Origin of the sequence: Erythrobacter sp. KY5, from assembly GCF_003264115.1 — a bacterium.
In the GTDB taxonomy this organism is placed as follows: Bacteria; Pseudomonadota; Alphaproteobacteria; order Sphingomonadales; family Sphingomonadaceae; genus Erythrobacter.
Map to the genome: position 1 here is coordinate 1,824,919 of NZ_CP021912.1, position 18,526 is coordinate 1,843,444.

An 18,526-nucleotide genomic window follows, 5' to 3' on the forward strand; every position below is an offset into this window, starting at 1 on the left:
TTGACGCACACTTCCTCACTTGAGCTTTGGCCCATCGGCAATTGCCAGGTCTCTGGCCTGATTGACGAAACAGGGGCGCTGGTCTGGGGTTGCGTTCCGCGCGTGGATGGTGATCCGGTGTTCTCAGCGCTTCTGAATGGGGAGCAGCGCGACGCAGGCATCTGGCGCTTTGAGCTTGAAGGCCAATGCTCGGCCAGCCAGCGCTACATTCGCAACACGCCGCATCTTTTGACTACGCTTGAGGCAAAGGACGGGAGCGCGGTGGAAATACTCGACTTCTGCCCGCGGTTTGAACGCTCGGGCAGGATGTATCGCCCGGTTGCCTATGTCCGTATCGTGCGACCGATAAGCGGAACCCCGCGCATCAAAGTCGTCTTGAAACCGACCAAGAATTACGGCGCAGGCATCGCCGACACCACCCACGGCACGAACCACATTCGCTTCCTTACCGGAGCGACCAGTCTTCGCCTCTCGACCGATGCACCGGTTGGATACATTCAGGAAGGGCGCACTTTCCGGATCGAGGATGATACGCACTTCTTTCTCGGCCCTGATGAACCCTTTGTTGGCAACTTGCGCGAGCAGGTCCGTTCCATGGAGCAATCGACGCGCAAATATTGGCAGAACTGGGTTCGCATGCTCGCCATTCCGCTTGAGTGGCAGGAGGAGGTCATCCGCTGTGCGATCACCCTCAAGCTGTGCCAGCACGAAGAAACCGGCGCGATTGTCGCGGCTCTCACCACATCGATCCCGGAGGCTGCGCATTCAGAGCGCAACTGGGATTATCGTTATTGCTGGATCCGCGATTCCTATTACACGATCCAGGCGCTCAACCGCCTCGGCGCGCTCGACGTGATGGAGAAATATCTCGCCTATCTGCGCAACATCGTGGACGGGGCGAAAGGTGGGCAGATACAGCCGCTCTATTCGGTGATGGGCGAAAGCGAGCTGGACGAAACAACCGCGTCGTACCTCGCTGGATATCGCGGCATGGGACCTGTGCGGCGCGGCAATGCGGCCTACAAGCAGGTGCAATACGATTGTTACGGCCAGATCGTGCTGCCCAGTGTGCAGGGCTTCTTCGACCAACGCCTTCTGCGGCCAGCCACGGAGCATGATTTCGAGAATCTGGAGCAGGTCGGCAAGATGGCCTGGGCGATGCACGATCAGCCTGACGCAGGGCTGTGGGAATTTCGCACGCGTCAGGAAGTGCACACCTACTCCGCCGTCATGTGCTGGGCCGCTTGCGATAGGCTGGCAAATGTCGCTCACCATATAGGCAAGCAGGACCGCGCCCAGATCTGGCGCGAACGGGCCGATGCGATCCGGGGCAAGATCGAAGAAAAGGCGTGGAAGGAAAACGGCGAGGGCGGCCATTACGGCGCGAGTTTTGAAAGCGATTACCTCGACGCCAGCCTGCTGCAGATGGTCGAGCTGCGCTTTCTCTCACCCGACAACGATCGCTTTCAGCAAACGTTCGCTGCCGTGGAGGAGCATCTACGGCGCGGCGATCACATGCTGCGCTATGCAGCCGAAGACGATTTCGGCGCACCCGAGACGGCGTTCAACGTGTGCACGTTCTGGCTGATCGAGGCGCTGCACCTTGCCGGGCGCGACGACGAAGCGCGCACTTTGTTCTGCACCATGCTAAGCCATACGACGAAATCCGGCTTGCTCAGCGAGGATCTCGATTACGAGACAGGTGAGCTTTGGGGGAACTTTCCGCAGACCTATTCGCTGGTTGGTGTAATCAATTGCGCTGGGCTGTTGTCCAAATCATGGAGTGAAGTCCGATAGCGAATGCCCAATCCCGTCTGGTCGTCATCTCAAACCGCGTCGCCGTGCCAAAGGCGCGCGGTGTAGCAGGAGCGCAGGGCGGTTTGGCTGGCGCACTTAATGCGGCACTGAAAGATCGCGGGGGTGTTTGGTTCGGCTGGTCTGGTCAGGAAAGCGAAGATCGCACCGGCAACATGGACCTTCAGCGCAATGACGGCGTCACGACAGCAACCATTGATCTGTCACCTCGCGACGTGGGCGAGTATTACAATGGATATGCCAACTCGACGTTGTGGCCGCTGTTCCATTATCGCATCGACCTTGCCCGCTTCGAAAACCGAACCGGTGAAGGGTATGAGCGGGTCAATGATCGCTTCGCTGAAAGCGTCATGCCGCTCATCGAGGAAGACGATCTGGTCTGGGTGCACGATTACCACCTGATCCCGCTCGGCGAGCGTCTTCGCTCACGCGGGGTCAAGAACCGGATCGGGTTCTTTCTGCACACTCCGTGGCCTCCGACACGCCTGCTGACCTCGCTGCCCTTCCATGAGCGGCTTGTGCGCACGATGCTGTCATACGATCTCATCGGTTTTCAGACGAATGAATGGCTTTCGAGCTTTGTCCATTATTGCGAGACCGAGTTGGGAGCCGAGGTTAACCGGGAAACAGGCCGGATCACGCACGAGGGCCGCCAGACCATAGCGCGCGCTTACCCCATCGGTATCGACTGGGAGCACTTCCAGGCGCAGGGCGATACGGGCGAAGCGCGCAATGCAGGCCAGCGGCTGCTCGCCTCCACCCGGCATCGCACGGCGATGATCGGGGTCGATCGGCTGGATTATTCGAAAGGCCTGCCCGAACGCATAGACGGTATCGGCAGGTTCTTCGACGAACATCCCGAGCGTACGCGCGATCTCGTTTTCATCCAGATCGCGCCGCCGAGCCGTGAAGATGTGCAGAGTTATCAGCACATTCGCGGTCTGCTTGAGCAAAAGACAGGCCAGATCAACGGTGCGCGCAGCGAGGTCGATATCGTCCCGATCCGCTATGTGAACCGAGGTTACTCGCATGCCGAGCTTTATGGCTTCTTCCGAGCCGCCAAGATCGGACTGGTCACGCCTTTGCGCGATGGAATGAATCTGGTCGCCAAGGAATATGTCGCGGCACAGGATCCGGACGATCCGGGTGTGCTTGTCTTGTCAGAATTCGCAGGGGCGGCGCATCAGCTTGGGTGTGACGGAGAGGGTGCCGTGCTCGTCAATCCGCACAGCCCTGATGCACTCGCTGGCGCAATCCGCAAGGCGCTCGACATGCCTCGTGACGAGCGCAAGAGGCGCTACGATGCCATGATCGGTACGGTGCGTGACGATGATGTGCGCGACTGGACGCAGCGCTACTGCACGGACCTTGCCGCCGATTAGTGTCAGAGCGACCGCCGGGCCGGCTGCCGATCCTCGTCCGTCAAGCCGGAATTTCGTGCAAGATACGTCTTCAGATCGAGATGCCGTGGCTGGTCCCGGCGTTTCGACAGGATATGCTGGATACGACTGGTGAGACCGCGAGGGTCGAACGGCTTTCGAATGTAATCGTTTGCGCCTGCGTAAATCGCCTGCGTCTCGTCGTCTGCGCCGCTCATCGCGGTGAACATGATCACCGGCAGGTCGTAATAGTCTTCAGACTGCCTCAGCTTTCGCAGCAGGCTGACCCCCGAAATGCCGGGCATGTCCTGGTCGAGCAACAGGATGTCCGGGCGCTTTCGCTGCAAAAGAGCCCAGCATTCTTCTCCGCTCGTTACCCAGCCGCATGCGTGCCCTGCATCAATCAGGACCTGCGAGGCGAGTTCGGCGATCAGTTCGTCATCATCTGCGATCAGTATGTAAGCCATTCTTCCAAGGGCCATTGGTTGCTTCGGGTCGTTGGACGACCGCGCTCAGAGGATGTGGATTGCTTTAACCACACTGATTCAAAGCCATCTTTGGCGTCCCCTCCGCACCAATACCTACACCCCCTGTCCGCGCGCTGTTGCTCCACGGCGGGTGCGCTGCCAGACGGGTGCCTATGATTCGCGAGACCAAGCTTGAACCCTTCCTGCCCACCGATGGTATCCACAATCTGCGCGATTATGGCGGGTATTCGGCGGCGAACGGCACCCGTGTGAAACGGGGCCTGCTGTTTCGCTCGGGTCAGCATATGGAGGCGACAGACAGCGATCTGGAGACGATCCAGAACCTCGGTATCCGAACCATCATCGACCTTCGCGGGATAAGCGAGCGCTCCAGTTTTCCGTGTCGGCGGCACGGTCAGTTCGGCGCGGACGTAATCGCCTTCGAAGGTGAAACCACCAGTTCGCCTCCGCATGAGGGCGGATGGGACAAGGATGATATGACGGCGGAGAAAGCACGCCAGAGGATGCTTTCTGTTTACACCCGCATGCCGGTCAATCCGGCGATGATCGACATGTTCTCGCGCTATTTCCGCGCTTTGGACGAGCGTGAGGGCGGTAGCCTTGTTCATTGCTTCGCCGGAAAGGACCGGACCGGGATTGCCGCGAGCCTGCTGTTGCATGTGCTGGGCGCTCATAAGGATGACGTCGTCGCCGAGTTTATGCGCACCAATGATGCACCCACGCAGCACGTTCTCGAACGCCAATCGCTCCCGCGTATGGAAGCGCACTATGGGGCGATCGAGCCCGAGGCGATCCGCAACCTGATGGGCGTGCGCGAGGAGTATATTGAGCGATACTGGTCAGAGGTCACTCGTGACCATGGCAGCATCGATGCGTATCTTGCGAATAGCTTAGGTGTGGATGACACAAGGAAAGCTCGCCTCAGGGCGCGGTTCCTGACGTGACAAGCCTTTAGGGCGGCCCCATATCGCACGTTAATGAACGACCAGAATTGAAGAGACGACACATGGCTACTCATCACACCAAGATGCTCATCATCGGCTCCGGCCCTGCTGGCTATTCCGCAGCGATCTATGCCGCGCGCGCCATGCTTGAACCGATTGTCGTTCAGGGTCTTCAGCCCGGCGGCCAGCTTACGATCACCACCGATGTAGAGAACTATCCCGGCTTTCGCGACGTGGTGCAGGGCCCATGGTTGATGGAAGAGATGAAGGCGCAGGCCGAGCATGTCGGCACGCGCATGATGTATGACATCATCACCAGCGTCGATCTTGAAGGCGGCTCGCCTTTCCGCGCAGTCGGTGACAGCGGCGATGAGTACATCGCCGACACGATCGTGATTGCGACGGGCGCTCAGGCCAAGTGGCTTGGCGTTCCCGGTGAGCAGGAGCTCGGCGGCAAGGGCGTTTCGGCTTGTGCAACCTGCGACGGCTTCTTCTATCGCGGCAAGAAGGTCGCGGTGATCGGCGGCGGGAACACCGCAGTGGAAGAGGCGCTCTACCTCACCAACCACTCCGACGACGTCACACTGATCCACCGCCGCGACGAATTGCGCTCGGAGAAGATCCTGCAGGATCGTCTGTTCAAGAGCCCCAAGATATCGACCCTCTGGAACAAGACCGTCGAGAGCTTCGAAGCGGGCGAGAACGGTGCTCTGTCGCATCTCGTGCTCAAGGATACGCAGACCGGCGAAACCTCGACGCTCGAAGTGGACGGTGCGTTCGTCGCCATCGGCCACGCGCCTGCGACCGAGCTGTTCAAGGGCAAGCTACCGATGGACGAAAGCGGCTATCTCGATACCGAGCCGGGTACGCCCAAGACCGTCATTCCGGGTGTCTTTGCTGCTGGCGATGTGACCGATCACGTATACCGTCAGGCAGTCACTGCAGCAGGAATGGGGTGCATGGCCGCGCTTGATGGCGAGCGTTTCCTCGCGACGATGGAAGACGCGAAAGAGGCCGAAGCGGCGGAGTAGGTCCTACTCCGCCCCCAGGTTTTACATCCTCAAGCGAACGCGACGAACGCCGCTTTGGCGATCAGCGTAATCAGGACGACGCTCGACAGGGCGAACAGCACGAAGCGCACCATCACCTTGTTCGCGGTGACTTGCACGACGCTGTGAACGACACGCAGGCCGACATAGATCCACGCCAGAAACGCATTCGCACCGCCGCCTTCGCCAAGCAGTGCGAGCACGATCGCAACCGCGTAGAACACCGTGGGCTGCTCATGCAGATGGTTGTAATTGTGCGCTTTCCACTGAACCTCGCGCGGAAGCTTCTGGTCGAGCAGGCCGACCATCTGCGCATCGTCGGGCGCAATTTCGGCTTTCGCCATCGCGGGGATGCGCGATGCGTACATCCATGCCCAGATGATCATCGTCCAGATCATCAGCGCGATGGTCGGTTGCAGGATTTCCATTCCAATCATCTCGTATCTTTCGGCTAGGTCTTACTGAGGTGCAAGGCTGGGGTCGGCGAAGGCCGTCGCCATTAACGCGCGGATCGCGAGGATGATGAGCACCGTCGTGCTGGCGAAGAAGAGCAGGATCCGCACCGGGATCTTGTTCACCAGGATTTGCCACAGCGAATGCACGATCCTGATGCCGACATAGATCCACGCCAGCATCACATCGAGCGCGCCTGCACCGACCACCGCGAGGATGAGGCTGACCGCGTAGAACAGCGTCGGCTGTTCGTGCAGGTGGGTGTGATTGTGCGCGGGCCAGTTGGCTTTGTCCGGGATCACGCCTTCGAGATCCGAACCGCGAACCCCGGTCTTGCTGGGCAGCTTCGACTTGTCCTCGACCTTCGCGATGGCGCCAAAGCGGTATGGGATGATCCAGAACAGTACGATCAGCGTCCACACCACGAGTACGGCGGCAGGCGCGAGCATTTGGGCTTGCATTGCGAGCGATCCCCTTCCTCTCTCTCTTGACGCCTAACTGCGAGAGCGCAGGTCGATTGTCAAACGCAACTGGTCAGGAGGCTGTGCGCGGGGCCTTGAGCACGTGAAGCTGGAAGTAGCCGAGCTTGCCGCGCTTTGAGATGAGCTCCATCCCGCGCGCATCCGCGATCCGCCTTGCGGTTTCGGGAAGATCGCGGCGCGTTTGGACGTGGAACCGGGCAAGCCACTTGTGCAGCATGCCTTCGAGCGGTCCGGGCAGGCCGGTAAGGTCGCCGAAATCGACCACATGCAGCTCGCCGCCCGGCGCCAGACGATCCGCTGCGTGTGCCAAAGCGCCCTCCCAGTCCGGGATCATCGAGAGCGAGTAGGACAGCACGATCCTGTCGAAGCCTTTCTCGCTCAAACCGGCCTCCTCGAACGTCTCGTCCGCATCGAAACTGCAGGCATCGCCAAGGCCCAGCCTGGCATTCGCACCCAGCGCCTTGCGCGCATTCTTGAGCATCTCACTTGAGATATCGAGCCCGTAGAGCTGCACCCCCGGCCACGCCTTGCCGATCTTGGCAAGGTTGCGCCCCGTCCCGCAGGCTACTTCGAGCACGCGCATTCCCGCCCCTGCATCCAACCCTTCGATCAGCGTATCGCGCCCGAACAGGTAGTATTTGCGGGTGACGTCATAGATGTGGCGCTGCCCCTTGTAGACGCTGTCCATCAGCGCGCTGTGGGAGGGAGAGGCCGTCTGCGCGTCCATCAGGCGAGCTCGTAAACGTGCACGCCGCCATAGATCGACGACCGGTCGGTAGCGGTGAGGTCAGCGGACTGCCCTTCGAGATAGCGCCACCGGGACAGGATCGCATCGTCGAGACGGCCCGGAAGCATGGTCGGTTCGGCCGCAGTGCGGAACAGCACGCGGGCACCGGGACGCGAGGCGCGGGTGATCCTCCCCCACAGTTCGTCGAGCTGCGCGTTGTTCATCCAGTCCTGCGCATCGAGCAGCACGAAGCGGTCCATCGAGGCTTCGTCGCGGTCGCCAATCCACTGCACCATGTTGGCGCGCACGACATCGAGCCGGTCGATCCGCTCGCGCATCGCCTCCCAGTTCTTGCGCTGGAGATATGGCGGCAGCGGCGCGTCCTCGGCGCGGTCATAGCCGCGACCGAAGGCCTGCCATGCGAAGTAGTTGTCCTTGATCTCGAAATCGCAGGCGAGCTTTTCGAGCCGCCGCCGCAGCACCTCCGCCATGCGTTCATCGCCTGCAAGTTCGTCGAATTGCGCAGGGGGGATACCAAGGCCGAACAGCGAGGCGGGCTGATCGGTCAGCCAGCGAATGAAGCGTTTGTCGAAGACCGGCGCGAGCTCTGTCTCGAACACCCGGCGCTGCTCCTCGATCGTCTCGGCTTTGAGCAGCTTGGTGAGGTCAATCTTGTAGAGCTTGGCGAACAGGTGAGCGAGGCCGATGAAGTTGCCGAGCAGGCCGCGGCGATACAGCCCCTTGGTGAAGTAGCTGATCCGCCGCCGCCCGCGAATGTCGCGCTTTTCCCAGTACTTGCGGCTTTCAGTGTCGAGATGCGGCGCGATCATCTCCTTGTAAACCGCCTTGTTCTCCTTGTGATCGGCATGCGCGAAGAAGCGGTGGAAGCGTTCGTAATTGGGCAGGTGCTTGATCGCCGTGATCTTGAGCTGACCCAGCGCGACGTGAGCGCGGTTGAGGTCGACTGCCGTCACGCTCGCCGGGTTCGCGGTGAGGTAGGAGAGCGCATTGCAGCTGCCGCTCGCGATGCTCATCACGCGGCTGTCGGGCTCGATCGCGAGGCCCTCCATGTCGCACACCGGGTCTTCCCAGATCTGCGCGTAGACGAGGCCGTTGAAGGCGAGCGCGAAGGCCTTGTCGAGCAGCTTGTCCTTCGTGCTTGCGTCCTTTCGCACCACCGCGTCTTCGATGATCCGTTTGGGTTGAGCGTTCATGGGAATTGGCCTCGTGAGGGATGGTGAGGGGTGTTTATGATCGGCGCATGTCGCTTGTGTGACGGTTTCCACAGATCGCAAGGCCGCTACGGCATCCTATACTCCGGCAAGGATGGTCTGCGCAAATCGTGCGGGGTCGGCATTGCCGCCGGTGAGCATGATGACGGTTCCTTCATCGACCGGCACCTTTCCCGCCAGCGCGGCGGCAAGCGCGGCAGCGCCGCCCGGTTCGATCACCATGCGCAAGTTCGCAAAGGCCCAGCGCTGCGCCTCGCGCACCTCGTCGTCGGTCACGGTGACGCCCGGCTCGGCCCGTCCCTTGAGAACGTCGAGGTTGATCTGCTTCGTTGCCGTTGGCTGCAGAGCATCGCAGATCGTGCTTGGCGCATCGTCGGCTGCGCTCACGACTTCGCCTGTCGCGAGCGCGCGTCCCACCATGTCCCAGCCTTCCGGTTCGACCACATGCACCGCCGCATCGGGGCAGGCGAGCGCAAGTCCCGCCGCAAGCCCGCCGCCGCCGCAACACACGATGAAGCGGGAAGGGGAGTGGCCAAGCTGTGCCTGCGCCTCGATCCCGGCGCTTCCTTGCCCTTCGATCACCCATGGGTCGCCGAAAGCATGGACCAGCGTTCCGCCCTTCGCCTCGATCAGCCGCGCGGCAACTTCGTCGCGATCTTCGCCGGGACGGTTGTAAAGCACGACTTCGGCCCCGAGTGCGCGGGTGTTGGCCAGCTTCACTTCAGGAGCATCGCGCGGCATCACGATGGTCGCCTTGATCCCCAACCGTTTCGCTGCCCACGCAACGCCCTGCGCATGATTGCCTGAGGAAACCGCGACAACGCCGCCTTCGCGTTCTTCGTCCGAGAGCGATGACAGCCGCCACCAGCCGCCCCTGATCTTGAACGCGCCGACGGGTTGCAGGTTCTCCGCTTTGACGAAGGCGCGCTTACCCGCAATCTCGACCGAAAGGAGCGGCGTTGGTGGCAGGATCGCGGCAATGCTTTCGGCTGCTGCCAGCACGCCTTCGCGAGTCGGTTTGCGTGGTCCGCTCATTGCGCAATCGCTCCCATGATACACCCTAACATGGACCGCATGTTACACGGTCCAAGAGCTAATAAAACTCCCGGATTTGCGGGCGTTTGACGCTTTACGCTTTTCAAGAATGTTGGGAACCGTAATGCCATGCCAGCGCTATGCCCGATAGCGGCGCGGTAGGAAATGGGCGCCTTCGTTGAGGCTCTGCGCTCATTGCCCTAAGGAGCCATCCAAGAATCAATTCCAAGAGGTGAAACTCTCATGTCCAAAGTTCTGGTAATCGGCGCTGGCGGTGTCAGCAGTGTGTGCGTTCACAAAATGGCGATGAATGCGGATATCTTCCCCGACATCCACTTGGCGAGCCGCACCAAGTCGAAATGCGATGCGATCGCTGCCAGCGTAAAGGATCGCACCGGGGTCGACATCGCCACCTACGAGATCGACGCCGAAGAAGTCCCGGCGATGATCAACCTTATCAAGAAGGTCGAAGCGAGCCTCGTCGTGAACCTCGCGCTTCCTTATCAGGATTTGCCGATCATGGATGCCTGCCTTGCTGCGGGCGTCGATTACCTCGACACCGCCAATTACGAGCCAAAGGACGAGGCGAAGTTCGAATATAAGTGGCAGTGGGCCTATCACGACCGCTTCAAGGAAGCGGGGCTGATGGCGCTGCTCGGTTCGGGCTTCGATCCGGGCGTCACATCCGTTTTCACCATGTGGCTCAAGAAGCACAAGCTGAAGACCATTCGCCAGCTCGACATTCTCGATTGCAATGGCGGCGACCATGGACAAGCGTTCGCGACCAACTTCAACCCTGAAATCAACATCCGCGAAGTGACCGCGCCAGCTCGCCACTGGGAAAACGGCGAGTTTGTCGAGACCCCCGCGATGGGCGAGAAGATCACGTTCGACTTCGAAGGGGTGGGCGAGAAAAACGCCTACATGATGTATCACGAGGAGCTTGAGAGCCTGACCAAATTCAACCCGGAGATTGAGCGCGCGCGTTTCTGGATGACCTTCGGCGATGAATACATCAAGCATCTCACCGTCCTCCAGAATGTCGGCATGACGCGGATTGATCCGGTCAAATATCAGGGCCGCGAGATCATCCCGCTGCAATTCCTCGCCGCCGTTCTGCCCAAGCCCGAAACGCTGGGCGAAACGACCAAGGGCAATACCAATATCGGCGTGATTGCAACCGGCGAAGCGCTCGATGGATCGGGTGAAAAGACGTTCTACATCAACAACATCTGCTCGCATGAGGCGGCATATGAGGAAACCGGCAACCAGGCGGTGAGCTACACGACCGGCGTGCCTGCCATGATCGGCGCTGCGATGATGGTAACCGGCAAGTGGGTAGGAGACGGCGTCTTCAACATGGAAGAAATGGACCCCGACCCCTTCATGGACATGCTGAACGAACACGGTCTGCCGTGGCAGGTGAAGGAAATGGACGGGCCGGTCGACTTCTGATCGCAGGCCGCATTACGTGTTCACGCTCCTGCGACACCGTCTCGGCGAACTCGATGGCCCGAAATGGGCCGCGATCTTCGTATTCGAATTCGTCGTCGTGCTGCTGGGCGTTCTCGCCGCGCAAATGCTGCAAGAGCGCTTTCAGGCGCAGCAGGCGCGCGCGAATTTCGAGGCGAGCCGGACAGCGCTGAACCGACAGCTCGACAATGTCGGAACCAGCCTCATCCAGCGCGGTCTGCAAGCGGAGTGTATAACCGTCAATCTTCGCGAGATTATCGCTTCGGTTGAGGCAGGTCAGCCGCTTCGCGAGGGTGTCTTCACCAGCCATCCACCCAAGGGCGCGGGCGAATTGACCGCCTGGGACGGGGCGCTGGCGGCGCAAACGCGCAAATACCTGCCCGCGCAGCTTGCGGAATCCTACGAGTTTCTCGGCCTTGTCGCAGGCGACCTGCGCAATGCGGCGCAACGCGAGGAAACCGATTGGGCAACGCTTGCCCTTGCGCGCAGCGATGCATCGCGCCTCGGCGACGCCGGGCGCACGCAGGTCTTGCTTGCCGCGAACAACCTGCTCCACGCCTATGAGGGCTGGGAACGCGCACCAGCGACAACGCTCAGGCTGATGAGGCAAATCGGGGCCGAGCCCAGCCGAACCGCATCCGCATAGTCCATCGCGGCGATACACCCTGCAGCCAGGACGTGCTTTCGGGTCTCGAGGCGTTGGATTTGGGAGCCGTCCAAGGCAACGATTAGTCAATCCCCGGTTGCCTATTACACGTTGGACCGCAGCACATGTTTGCGTTAGGCGGTAAGGCTGGCAGCAAGGGGTGGACTGATGCCGCAGATCGGGTCGACATTGATTGAAGTGGTGCTCGGGGACATCACCCAGATGGCATGCGATGCCATCGTCAACGCTGCGAATTCCTCTCTTCTGGGTGGCGGAGGCGTCGACGGCGCAATCCACCGAGCCGCGGGCCCCGACCTCGTGCACGAATGCCGATTGCTGGGCGGTTGCAAGACCGGGCAGGCCAAGACTACCAAGGGCTATAACCTGCCTGCCAAGCACATCATTCACACGGTCGGGCCGGTCTGGAACGGCGGTGACAACGGTGAGCCGGAATTGCTTGCCAGCTGCTACCGCCAATCGCTCGATCAGGCGAGCAAGGTAGGAGCGCGCGACATTGCAATCCCTGCCATCTCGACCGGTATCTTCGGCTATCCCGTCGCCATGGCGGCCGAGATCGCGGCGGCGACCGTGATTGACGAAGTGCGCGCACGGCCCGACGCTTTCGACCGCATCGCTTTGGTCTGCTTTGGCGATGGTGTAGAAGAAGCGTTCATGCGGGCCACATCGCTCGCGCTAACCGACTAGCGCGCGAGGCCATGCACGCCTATCTGGGCGGCCATGGAAACTAAAGCCGGCAATCCGGGCGCGTTCGCCCATTTCGATCTCTCCCGCGTCGACAGCCCCTCTTTCGTGGTCGATGCGGCCAAGATTCGCGCAAACTGCCAGATCCTCGCCGATATCCGCGATGCAGCGGCAACGGATGGCGCATCGATCAAGGTTTTTGCGGCGCTCAAAGCCTTTTCGATGTGGTCGGTCGCACCGATCATGGGCGAATATCTCGATGGGGTCTCGACCAGTGGCCTTTGGGAAGCGCGGCTGGCGAGCGAATTCTACGACGGCGAGATCGCGACATATTCTGCGGCATTCAAACCGGAGGATCTGGAAGAAATCTGCCGTTTGTCCGAGCATGTGATCTTCAATTCGCCCGCCCAGATGCAGCGCGCCGCGTTGATCCTGGACCAGGCGCACCTGACGGGCGGCGACTTTTCGGTTGGGCTGAGGCTCAATCCCATGGTCGCGACCGGAGAGGTGCCCAAATACGATCCGAGCGCACCCGGATCGCGGCTTGGCTTCCCGATCGACCAGCTCACCGAAGAGCATATGGAAGGCGTCGAGGGCATTCACTTCCACAATCTGTGCGAGCAGACTTTCGAACCGCTGCGCCAGACATGGGACCGCGTGTTTGACGTGATCGAACCCTATTTCGGTCAGCTCAAGTGGATCAACATGGGCGGCGGCCACCACATCACCCGCGCCGATTACGAGCGCGACGACTTGGTCGAATTCCTCCGTGACGCAGCCGAGGATACAGGCGCAGAGATTATCATCGAACCGGGCGAAGCGGTGGCGCTGGATGCGGGTATCCTTGTCGGAACGCTGCTCGACACGGGCTTCAACGATGTGCCGATCGGTATCACTGATATCAGCGCGACCTGCCACATGCCCGACGTTCTGGAAGCGCCATACCGTCCGGCCATGCTGGGCGAGCTGGCGGATGAGGAGCAGATACCGATCCGGCTTGGCGGCCCGTCCTGCCTCGCGGGCGACGTGATCGGCGATTATCGCCTGCCGGTCCCTGCCGATCCGGGCGCGCGTTTCGCTTTCCTCGATCAGGCGCATTATTCGATGGTGAAGACCAACACGTTTAACGGCGTCCCGCTGCCCAGCATCTGGCTGTGGGACAGCGACACTGACGCGCTGGAATGCGTGAAACGCTTCGAATACGAGGATTTTCGCGACCGGCTTAGCTGACGCTCGCAGCCCCGTGCTACCGAAGCGGCTTACGCTTTAGCCTTCAGAAATCATCACACGCCCGCGTTCGTTCTGATTGATCGCAAGCGCCAGCCGCGCCATCGCGCCGAATTGTTCGGCAGCCTGTGCGACCTTGGCGCGGTCGTCGCGCGCGTTCATCGTGCCGCTCTCGAACAGATTGCCGCTTTCGACCACGATGACCAGTTCGCCCGCGCTGAACACCGCGCGCACGGCATCACCGCCAAAGACCCGCTCAAGCTCCAGAAGGTGCTCGACATAGGAAGGGTGGATGAGCACGCGTGCTTCGACCTGGTCGTCGCTGTAAACCTCGAATACGTCTTCGAAATCGGGATGGACCTGATCGACGAAATCGAGCCGGTGGCCATCGAAGGTTACATGGTCGGCCCTGCCGCCAAAGCCCCACCACTTCTTGTGCTTGCCTTTGCGCTGGAGGAGGGTGGTCGAATGGAAATCGCGCCCGAACCCCATGTCGATGATAGCCCCGCGAAAAACCGTGACCCAGCGCCTGTTCTTTCCTGACCCACGCCGTTCTTCGAGGTGCGCTTCATAGAGGTTGAACCGGTGGCCGGAGAGCTCTCCGAACCAGCGATCTTCAAAATTCCTGCGGTCGCTTGACGGGAGAAGCGAGAATTTGCGGGCGGTATCGTATTCCCATCCGGGCGAAACTTCGTGATCGTATCGAATGCCAAGGTCGGCCGCGATCGCGGAATTGATCCCGACCTTCACGTTTTTCTTGGCCTCGGCGATTACGGCATAACCCCAGGCATAGGCAGCGCCGCAAGCGGCAACGGCGATGAAGATTTTGAAATTCCACGCGATTACCGGGAGGAACCACATGACGCCGAAAAGCGGCAGGCAAATCAGCGCACCATAAAACCAGCGATCGCGAGCCTTCGCCTTCGCTTCGGCGCGCACGGCTTCTTGCTCAGCCAGCCATTGGCCAAGCTCGCCATCAAGAAGCCGCTGGATGTCCGCCTGCATAACCCCCTCGAACGGCAGAAAACTGCCCTTTTCTTTAACCTTCCCTCGCTACTATAACCCTGCCCGGTAAAGGAGGGGTGGACAATGGAAATGTTCGGTTGGGTAGCGTTGGGCGTACTTGCGCTGATCGCGGTGATAGTCGTTGCGATCTATAACAATCTCGTCGGGCTGAGGCAGAATGTGCGTCAGGGAACCGCCGATATTGACGCCCAATTGCGGCAGCGGCACGATCTCATTCCCAACCTCGTCGAGACGGTCAAAGGTTATGCCGGGCATGAGAGTGACACGCTCGAAGCGGTGATCCAGGCACGCAATGTTGCGGTCAAGGGCAACCCCGACAGCGGTAGCGAGCAGGGTCTGCGGGTCGCGCTCGACAATCTGCTGGCGCTGGGTGAAGCCTATCCTGACCTCAAAGCGTCCGCCAATTTTCAGGAACTCCAGCGCGAGCTGGCCGATATCGAAGACAAGCTTGCCGCCGCGCGCCGCGCCCTCAACGCAGCGGTGTCGCGCTTCAACACAGCGCGTGAGAGCTTTCCGGCGGTTCTGTTTGCAGGCGCCCTCGGCTTTCAGGAAGCCGATTTCAACAAGCTCGACGATTCAGAGCGCGGCACGGTCGATCAGGTGCCGGGCGTCGCTTTCTGAAATCGGAAGGAACCTTCGCTTTCCTCACACATTTTGTTTGCGAATCCGCGCATCGTGACTATATGCGCGCTTCCGCTGCCCCAAGGGACGTACCGCAAGGCAGCCTCGAACCGTTTGGTTGAACACTGAACCTTAGGGGGTCCCTTGAGTTGCGCACATTTCCTGACGCCAAGGCTGTAGCACGGGCGCTTGAGCCCGAAGAACCAGTCATCCTCAACCGCCCGCACGCAGCGCGGCGAGCGGCGAAGTATTTTGTCGAGAATTTTCCTGGCAAGGTTCTCTACGCAGTCAAGGCGAACCCCGCTCCCGATCTGATCGAAGTCCTGTGGGATGCAGGCGTGACGCATTACGATGTCGCGTCGATTGCCGAGGTGCGCCTTGTGCGCGGGCTGCTGCCTGATGCGAATCTGTGCTTCATGCACCCGATCAAGCGCCGCCGCGCCATTGCCGAGGCGTATCATGAGCATGGCGTAAAGACTTTCAGCCTCGATACAATCGAAGAGCTGGAGAAGATCGTCGAAGCCTGCTCCGACCCTGAAACGGGCGAGCCTGCGACCGATCTGCGCCTGTGCGTGCGCCTGCGCGTGTCGTCGGAATATTCGGAGCTTTCGCTTGCGAGCAAGTTCGGCTGCGACCTGCTCGAAGCGCCGCAACTACTTCAGGCCTGCCGCCAGCATTGCGACTGGCTGGGCGTTTGCTTCCATGTGGGCAGCCAGGCGATGACGCCGTTTGCTTTCGTGCAAGCGCTCGACCGCACCCGCGCCGCCATCGCAGAGGCGTCGGTCGTGATCGACATGATCGACGTGGGCGGCGGTTTCCCGAGCATTTATCCGGGTATGGAGCCGCCCCCGCTCGAAGACTATTTCGCGATCATTCACCAGCACTTCTACGCGCTCCCCATCGCCTATAACGCAGAGCTGTGGTGCGAGCCGGGCCGGGCGCTGTGCGCGGAATATTCGAGCATGATCGTGCGCGTCGAAAAGCGCCGCGGGAATGAGCTTTACATCAACGATGGCGCATACGGCGCGCTGTATGACGCGGCCCATGTCTCATGGCGCTTTCCGGTAAACGCGCTCGAAGATGACTTGCGCGATGCGGTTGAGGATTTCGCGTTTTACGGCCCGACCTGCGACGATGCGGACTACATGGCGGGGCCGTTCCCGCTTCCCGGAGACATCCAAGCCGGCGACTTTATCGAGATCGGCATGCTTGGCGCATACGGCGCGGCTATGAAGACCGGCTTCAACGGCTTTGGCGACGCGGAAATCGTGATTGTCGAAGACGAACCGATGATGAGCCTGTTCGACGGCAGCCGCCAGCGCGAAGCGAGCGATAATGTGGTGAGCTTGCGTTAGGCGAGAGTGCTCAGCCGTGCCGCCTGAGCCGCCATATATGTGCTGACGCCATCAGCAAACCACCGACAAGCGTCGGTACGGTCGCGTCGATGCCGAATGGCTCGGCCAGCAATGCCCCTGCGATAAACGCCATGCCTGAGAGCACAGGCACCAAAAAGGTGAGGCTTCGCGCGGACGGAGCCTTCGCGATTACGGTGACTGACGCTGCGATGGCCAACCCGGTTAGCAGCCAATGCACCCATTCGGTCTCTGCCATGCCCGCAACGAAAGGCAACGTGACCGCGATGATCGGAAGCGCGACGCAATGTACGATGCAAGCCAGGCTCAGGGCCGCAGCCGCACGGTCATAGGAGGCGGTAGCGGACACTTCAGTCGCCTCTTGCCGGGTTCAGAACCAGCAGAAGCCGCTTCTCACCTGTCGCGCTGATTGGCGGGGACCGGTGGATCGCCGGCTTGTTGGTTGCAAGCTTGCCCTTGAAGACACCGACATCGCCCGTTGCCAGACTGTTTATCGTGCGCGGCTCCTCTCCGGCCCGCAAGCGCTCGACCTCTTGATCGTCAAGCCACTGAGTTCCCGTCCCGAAATAGGTCGTGATGAGCCGCGTTGAAACGTAGTCCGCGTGAAATTTGCGGCAGGCGTCATTGGTGACCACCACCAACCGCAAATCGAGCGCGTCGACGTCAGCGATCGCGCTGAACTTGTGAGCAAGCATCGCCACGTCCTCAACCACTGCCCTGCAGATCGGGCTTCGCGCTGCTCCACCAGAATACAATTGTTCTGTCAGTGTCCGCTTCATCGCCGAAACTTTTTCGGTGAAACGGAGATCCGGCTTCATTTCATTCACGAAATCTGCCGCTTGGGGCAGGGGCGCGCGTTTCCAGACCGCAAGATTGCAGCTGCTTTCGCGGATATCGCCGAGGATTTGCGCGTCGTTAGAGAAACGGGCGCTGCGGTCGAGAAGCAAGGACATGGGGCTTGCGGGCCTTTAGATGTTATACCGTATCATCATCAGGTATGACGGTCTGCTTGGAAATTCAAGTCTCGCCAATGCAGCGGGGCGTGACAATCGGCGCACTGCCAACTGGCAGGCCGCTGTTCCAACATTTCGGGCTGTGATGGGTAAAAGTGCCCTAATCAAACCCCACGAACCGCGCCGCTTCATCCACGCTGCGCCGCGTGATCTTGACCGGGTTTGCCGGGAAGTCCTCGTCCGGCCAGCCCAGGGCGACCGCTTTCATGATGACCTGATCGTCGGGAATGCTCGCATGTTCGCGCACGACTGGTGATTGCATGATCCCTTGCGAGTTGATCACGCAGCCAAGCCCGCGCGACCATGCAGCGTTGACGAGCGCGGTGGTGACCGCGCCGCAATCGAATACGGTGTCGTCGGCGTCGGACAATTCTTTGTCGTAGGTGATGATCACGCAAACGGGCGCATCGAACTGGCGAAAGCCGCGCAGGACCCAGTCCTGGCGCTTTTCCTTGTCGTCCCGGCCAATGCCCATGGCTTCGAACAACTGGATCGCGCAGCCCACCTGACGGTCGCGGTGAACGCCCTCGAATGGATGGCCCTTGCGAAACTCGCGGCTGTCTGGCTCGCCCGCGAGGATGCGCTCGGTGTTGCCCTTGCGGATGCGGTCCAGCGGTTCGCCGGTGATGACGTGGAAGTGATAGGGCTGGGTGTTCATCGAGGAGGGCGAGCGCATCGCCATCTCCAGCACTTCCTCGATCAGCTCACGCGGAACAGGCTTGTCGAGATAGCCCCGGATCGAACGCCGACCGAGCACCACCTCGTCATACTTCTGGTCAACGTTTCCACCCAACTTGTCTCTCCCGATTCTGTTCAGTCAGGAGAGCTAGCGCAGCAAGCG

At 60.6% G+C, this 18,526-nt stretch carries 20 protein-coding genes; 10 read left to right on the plus strand and 10 right to left on the minus strand.

Annotated elements, in window-relative coordinates:
• Both CD351_RS08565 and CD351_RS08570 read left to right on the plus strand, forming a co-directional pair.
• Window positions 1-1,797, plus strand: coding sequence for a glycoside hydrolase family 15 protein (locus CD351_RS08565; RefSeq protein ID WP_111992265.1), 1,797 nt, complete (start codon window positions 1-3; stop codon window positions 1,795-1,797).
• Window positions 1,794-3,197, plus strand: a complete 1,404-nt coding sequence (locus CD351_RS08570; RefSeq protein ID WP_111992266.1) for a trehalose-6-phosphate synthase — start codon at window positions 1,794-1,796, stop codon at window positions 3,195-3,197. The genes CD351_RS08565 and CD351_RS08570 overlap by 4 nt, the downstream gene beginning before the upstream one ends.
• Before the next feature lie 2 nt (window positions 3,198-3,199).
• Here the strand turns inward: CD351_RS08570 and CD351_RS08575 are convergent, their stop codons facing one another.
• On the minus strand, window positions 3,200-3,661 hold the full coding sequence (locus CD351_RS08575; protein WP_111992267.1) for a response regulator: 462 nt from the start codon (window positions 3,659-3,661) through the stop codon (window positions 3,200-3,202).
• A 173-nt stretch (window positions 3,662-3,834) separates the two neighbouring features.
• On the opposite strand from CD351_RS08575, the gene CD351_RS08580 reads away from it, so the two are divergent.
• Window positions 3,835-4,626 (plus strand): tyrosine-protein phosphatase, encoded by a 792-nt coding sequence (locus tag CD351_RS08580; RefSeq protein ID WP_111992268.1) that lies wholly within the window; start codon window positions 3,835-3,837, stop codon window positions 4,624-4,626.
• Between the two features lie 62 nt (window positions 4,627-4,688).
• The gene (gene trxB / locus CD351_RS08585; RefSeq protein ID WP_111992269.1) at window positions 4,689-5,657 is read left to right on the plus strand and encodes a thioredoxin-disulfide reductase; all 969 of its coding nucleotides are present in this window, start codon (window positions 4,689-4,691) and stop codon (window positions 5,655-5,657) included.
• A 29-nt stretch (window positions 5,658-5,686) separates the two neighbouring features.
• Here trxB and CD351_RS08590 read toward each other — a convergent pair whose 3' ends face one another.
• The 5 genes from CD351_RS08590 to CD351_RS08610 form a co-directional block, all read right to left on the minus strand.
• Window positions 5,687-6,112 (minus strand): MAPEG family protein, encoded by a 426-nt coding sequence (locus tag CD351_RS08590; RefSeq protein ID WP_111992270.1) that lies wholly within the window; start codon window positions 6,110-6,112, stop codon window positions 5,687-5,689.
• Between the two features lie 21 nt (window positions 6,113-6,133).
• Window positions 6,134-6,589, minus strand: coding sequence for an MAPEG family protein (locus tag CD351_RS08595; protein ID WP_111992271.1), 456 nt, complete (start codon window positions 6,587-6,589; stop codon window positions 6,134-6,136).
• A 73-nt stretch (window positions 6,590-6,662) separates the two neighbouring features.
• Window positions 6,663-7,337: a class I SAM-dependent methyltransferase gene (locus tag CD351_RS08600; RefSeq protein ID WP_111992272.1), complete on the minus strand. Its 675-nt coding sequence runs from the start codon at window positions 7,335-7,337 to the stop codon at window positions 6,663-6,665.
• On the minus strand, window positions 7,337-8,551 hold the full coding sequence (locus tag CD351_RS08605; RefSeq protein ID WP_111992273.1) for a DUF3419 family protein: 1,215 nt from the start codon (window positions 8,549-8,551) through the stop codon (window positions 7,337-7,339). Before CD351_RS08605 ends, CD351_RS08600 begins: the two co-directional genes overlap by 1 nt.
• A gap of 96 nt (window positions 8,552-8,647) precedes the next feature.
• Window positions 8,648-9,604, minus strand: coding sequence for a threonine/serine dehydratase (locus tag CD351_RS08610; protein WP_111992274.1), 957 nt, complete (start codon window positions 9,602-9,604; stop codon window positions 8,648-8,650).
• 243 nt (window positions 9,605-9,847) lie between these two features.
• Between CD351_RS08610 and CD351_RS08615 the strand changes: the two genes are divergently transcribed.
• From CD351_RS08615 to CD351_RS08630, 4 genes are all read left to right on the plus strand, one after another.
• A complete protein-coding gene (locus CD351_RS08615; RefSeq protein WP_111992275.1) occupies window positions 9,848-11,059 on the plus strand; it encodes a saccharopine dehydrogenase family protein in 1,212 nt (403 codons plus the stop codon).
• Window positions 11,060-11,075: 16 nt separating this feature from the next.
• Entirely contained in the window at window positions 11,076-11,723 is a 648-nt protein-coding gene (locus tag CD351_RS08620) for a hypothetical protein (protein WP_111992276.1), read from the plus strand.
• A gap of 168 nt (window positions 11,724-11,891) precedes the next feature.
• Entirely contained in the window at window positions 11,892-12,428 is a 537-nt protein-coding gene (locus CD351_RS08625; protein WP_111992277.1) for an O-acetyl-ADP-ribose deacetylase, read from the plus strand.
• A 33-nt stretch (window positions 12,429-12,461) separates the two neighbouring features.
• A complete protein-coding gene (locus CD351_RS08630) occupies window positions 12,462-13,655 on the plus strand; it encodes a carboxynorspermidine decarboxylase (RefSeq protein WP_111992278.1) in 1,194 nt (397 codons plus the stop codon).
• A 36-nt stretch (window positions 13,656-13,691) separates the two neighbouring features.
• Here the strand turns inward: CD351_RS08630 and CD351_RS08635 are convergent, their stop codons facing one another.
• Window positions 13,692-14,657, minus strand: coding sequence for a DUF3137 domain-containing protein (locus tag CD351_RS08635; protein WP_111992279.1), 966 nt, complete (start codon window positions 14,655-14,657; stop codon window positions 13,692-13,694).
• A gap of 84 nt (window positions 14,658-14,741) precedes the next feature.
• Here CD351_RS08635 and CD351_RS08640 point away from each other — a divergent pair, with 84 nt between their 5' ends.
• The gene (locus tag CD351_RS08640) at window positions 14,742-15,299 is read left to right on the plus strand and encodes a LemA family protein (protein WP_111992280.1); all 558 of its coding nucleotides are present in this window, start codon (window positions 14,742-14,744) and stop codon (window positions 15,297-15,299) included.
• Window positions 15,300-15,448: 149 nt separating this feature from the next.
• Entirely contained in the window at window positions 15,449-16,654 is a 1,206-nt protein-coding gene (locus tag CD351_RS08645; RefSeq protein WP_111992281.1) for a type III PLP-dependent enzyme, read from the plus strand.
• A gap of 10 nt (window positions 16,655-16,664) precedes the next feature.
• Here the strand turns inward: CD351_RS08645 and CD351_RS08650 are convergent, their stop codons facing one another.
• The 3 genes from CD351_RS08650 to CD351_RS08660 form a co-directional block, all read right to left on the minus strand.
• Window positions 16,665-17,021 (minus strand): MerC domain-containing protein, encoded by a 357-nt coding sequence (locus tag CD351_RS08650; RefSeq protein WP_111992282.1) that lies wholly within the window; start codon window positions 17,019-17,021, stop codon window positions 16,665-16,667.
• Window position 17,022: 1 nt separating this feature from the next.
• Window positions 17,023-17,625, minus strand: a complete 603-nt coding sequence (locus CD351_RS08655) for a DUF1826 domain-containing protein (protein ID WP_111992283.1) — start codon at window positions 17,623-17,625, stop codon at window positions 17,023-17,025.
• A gap of 160 nt (window positions 17,626-17,785) precedes the next feature.
• Complete coding sequence (locus CD351_RS08660) at window positions 17,786-18,478, minus strand: nitroreductase (RefSeq protein WP_111992284.1); 693 nt, start codon at window positions 18,476-18,478, stop codon at window positions 17,786-17,788.
• Window positions 18,479-18,526 lie beyond the last annotated feature (48 nt).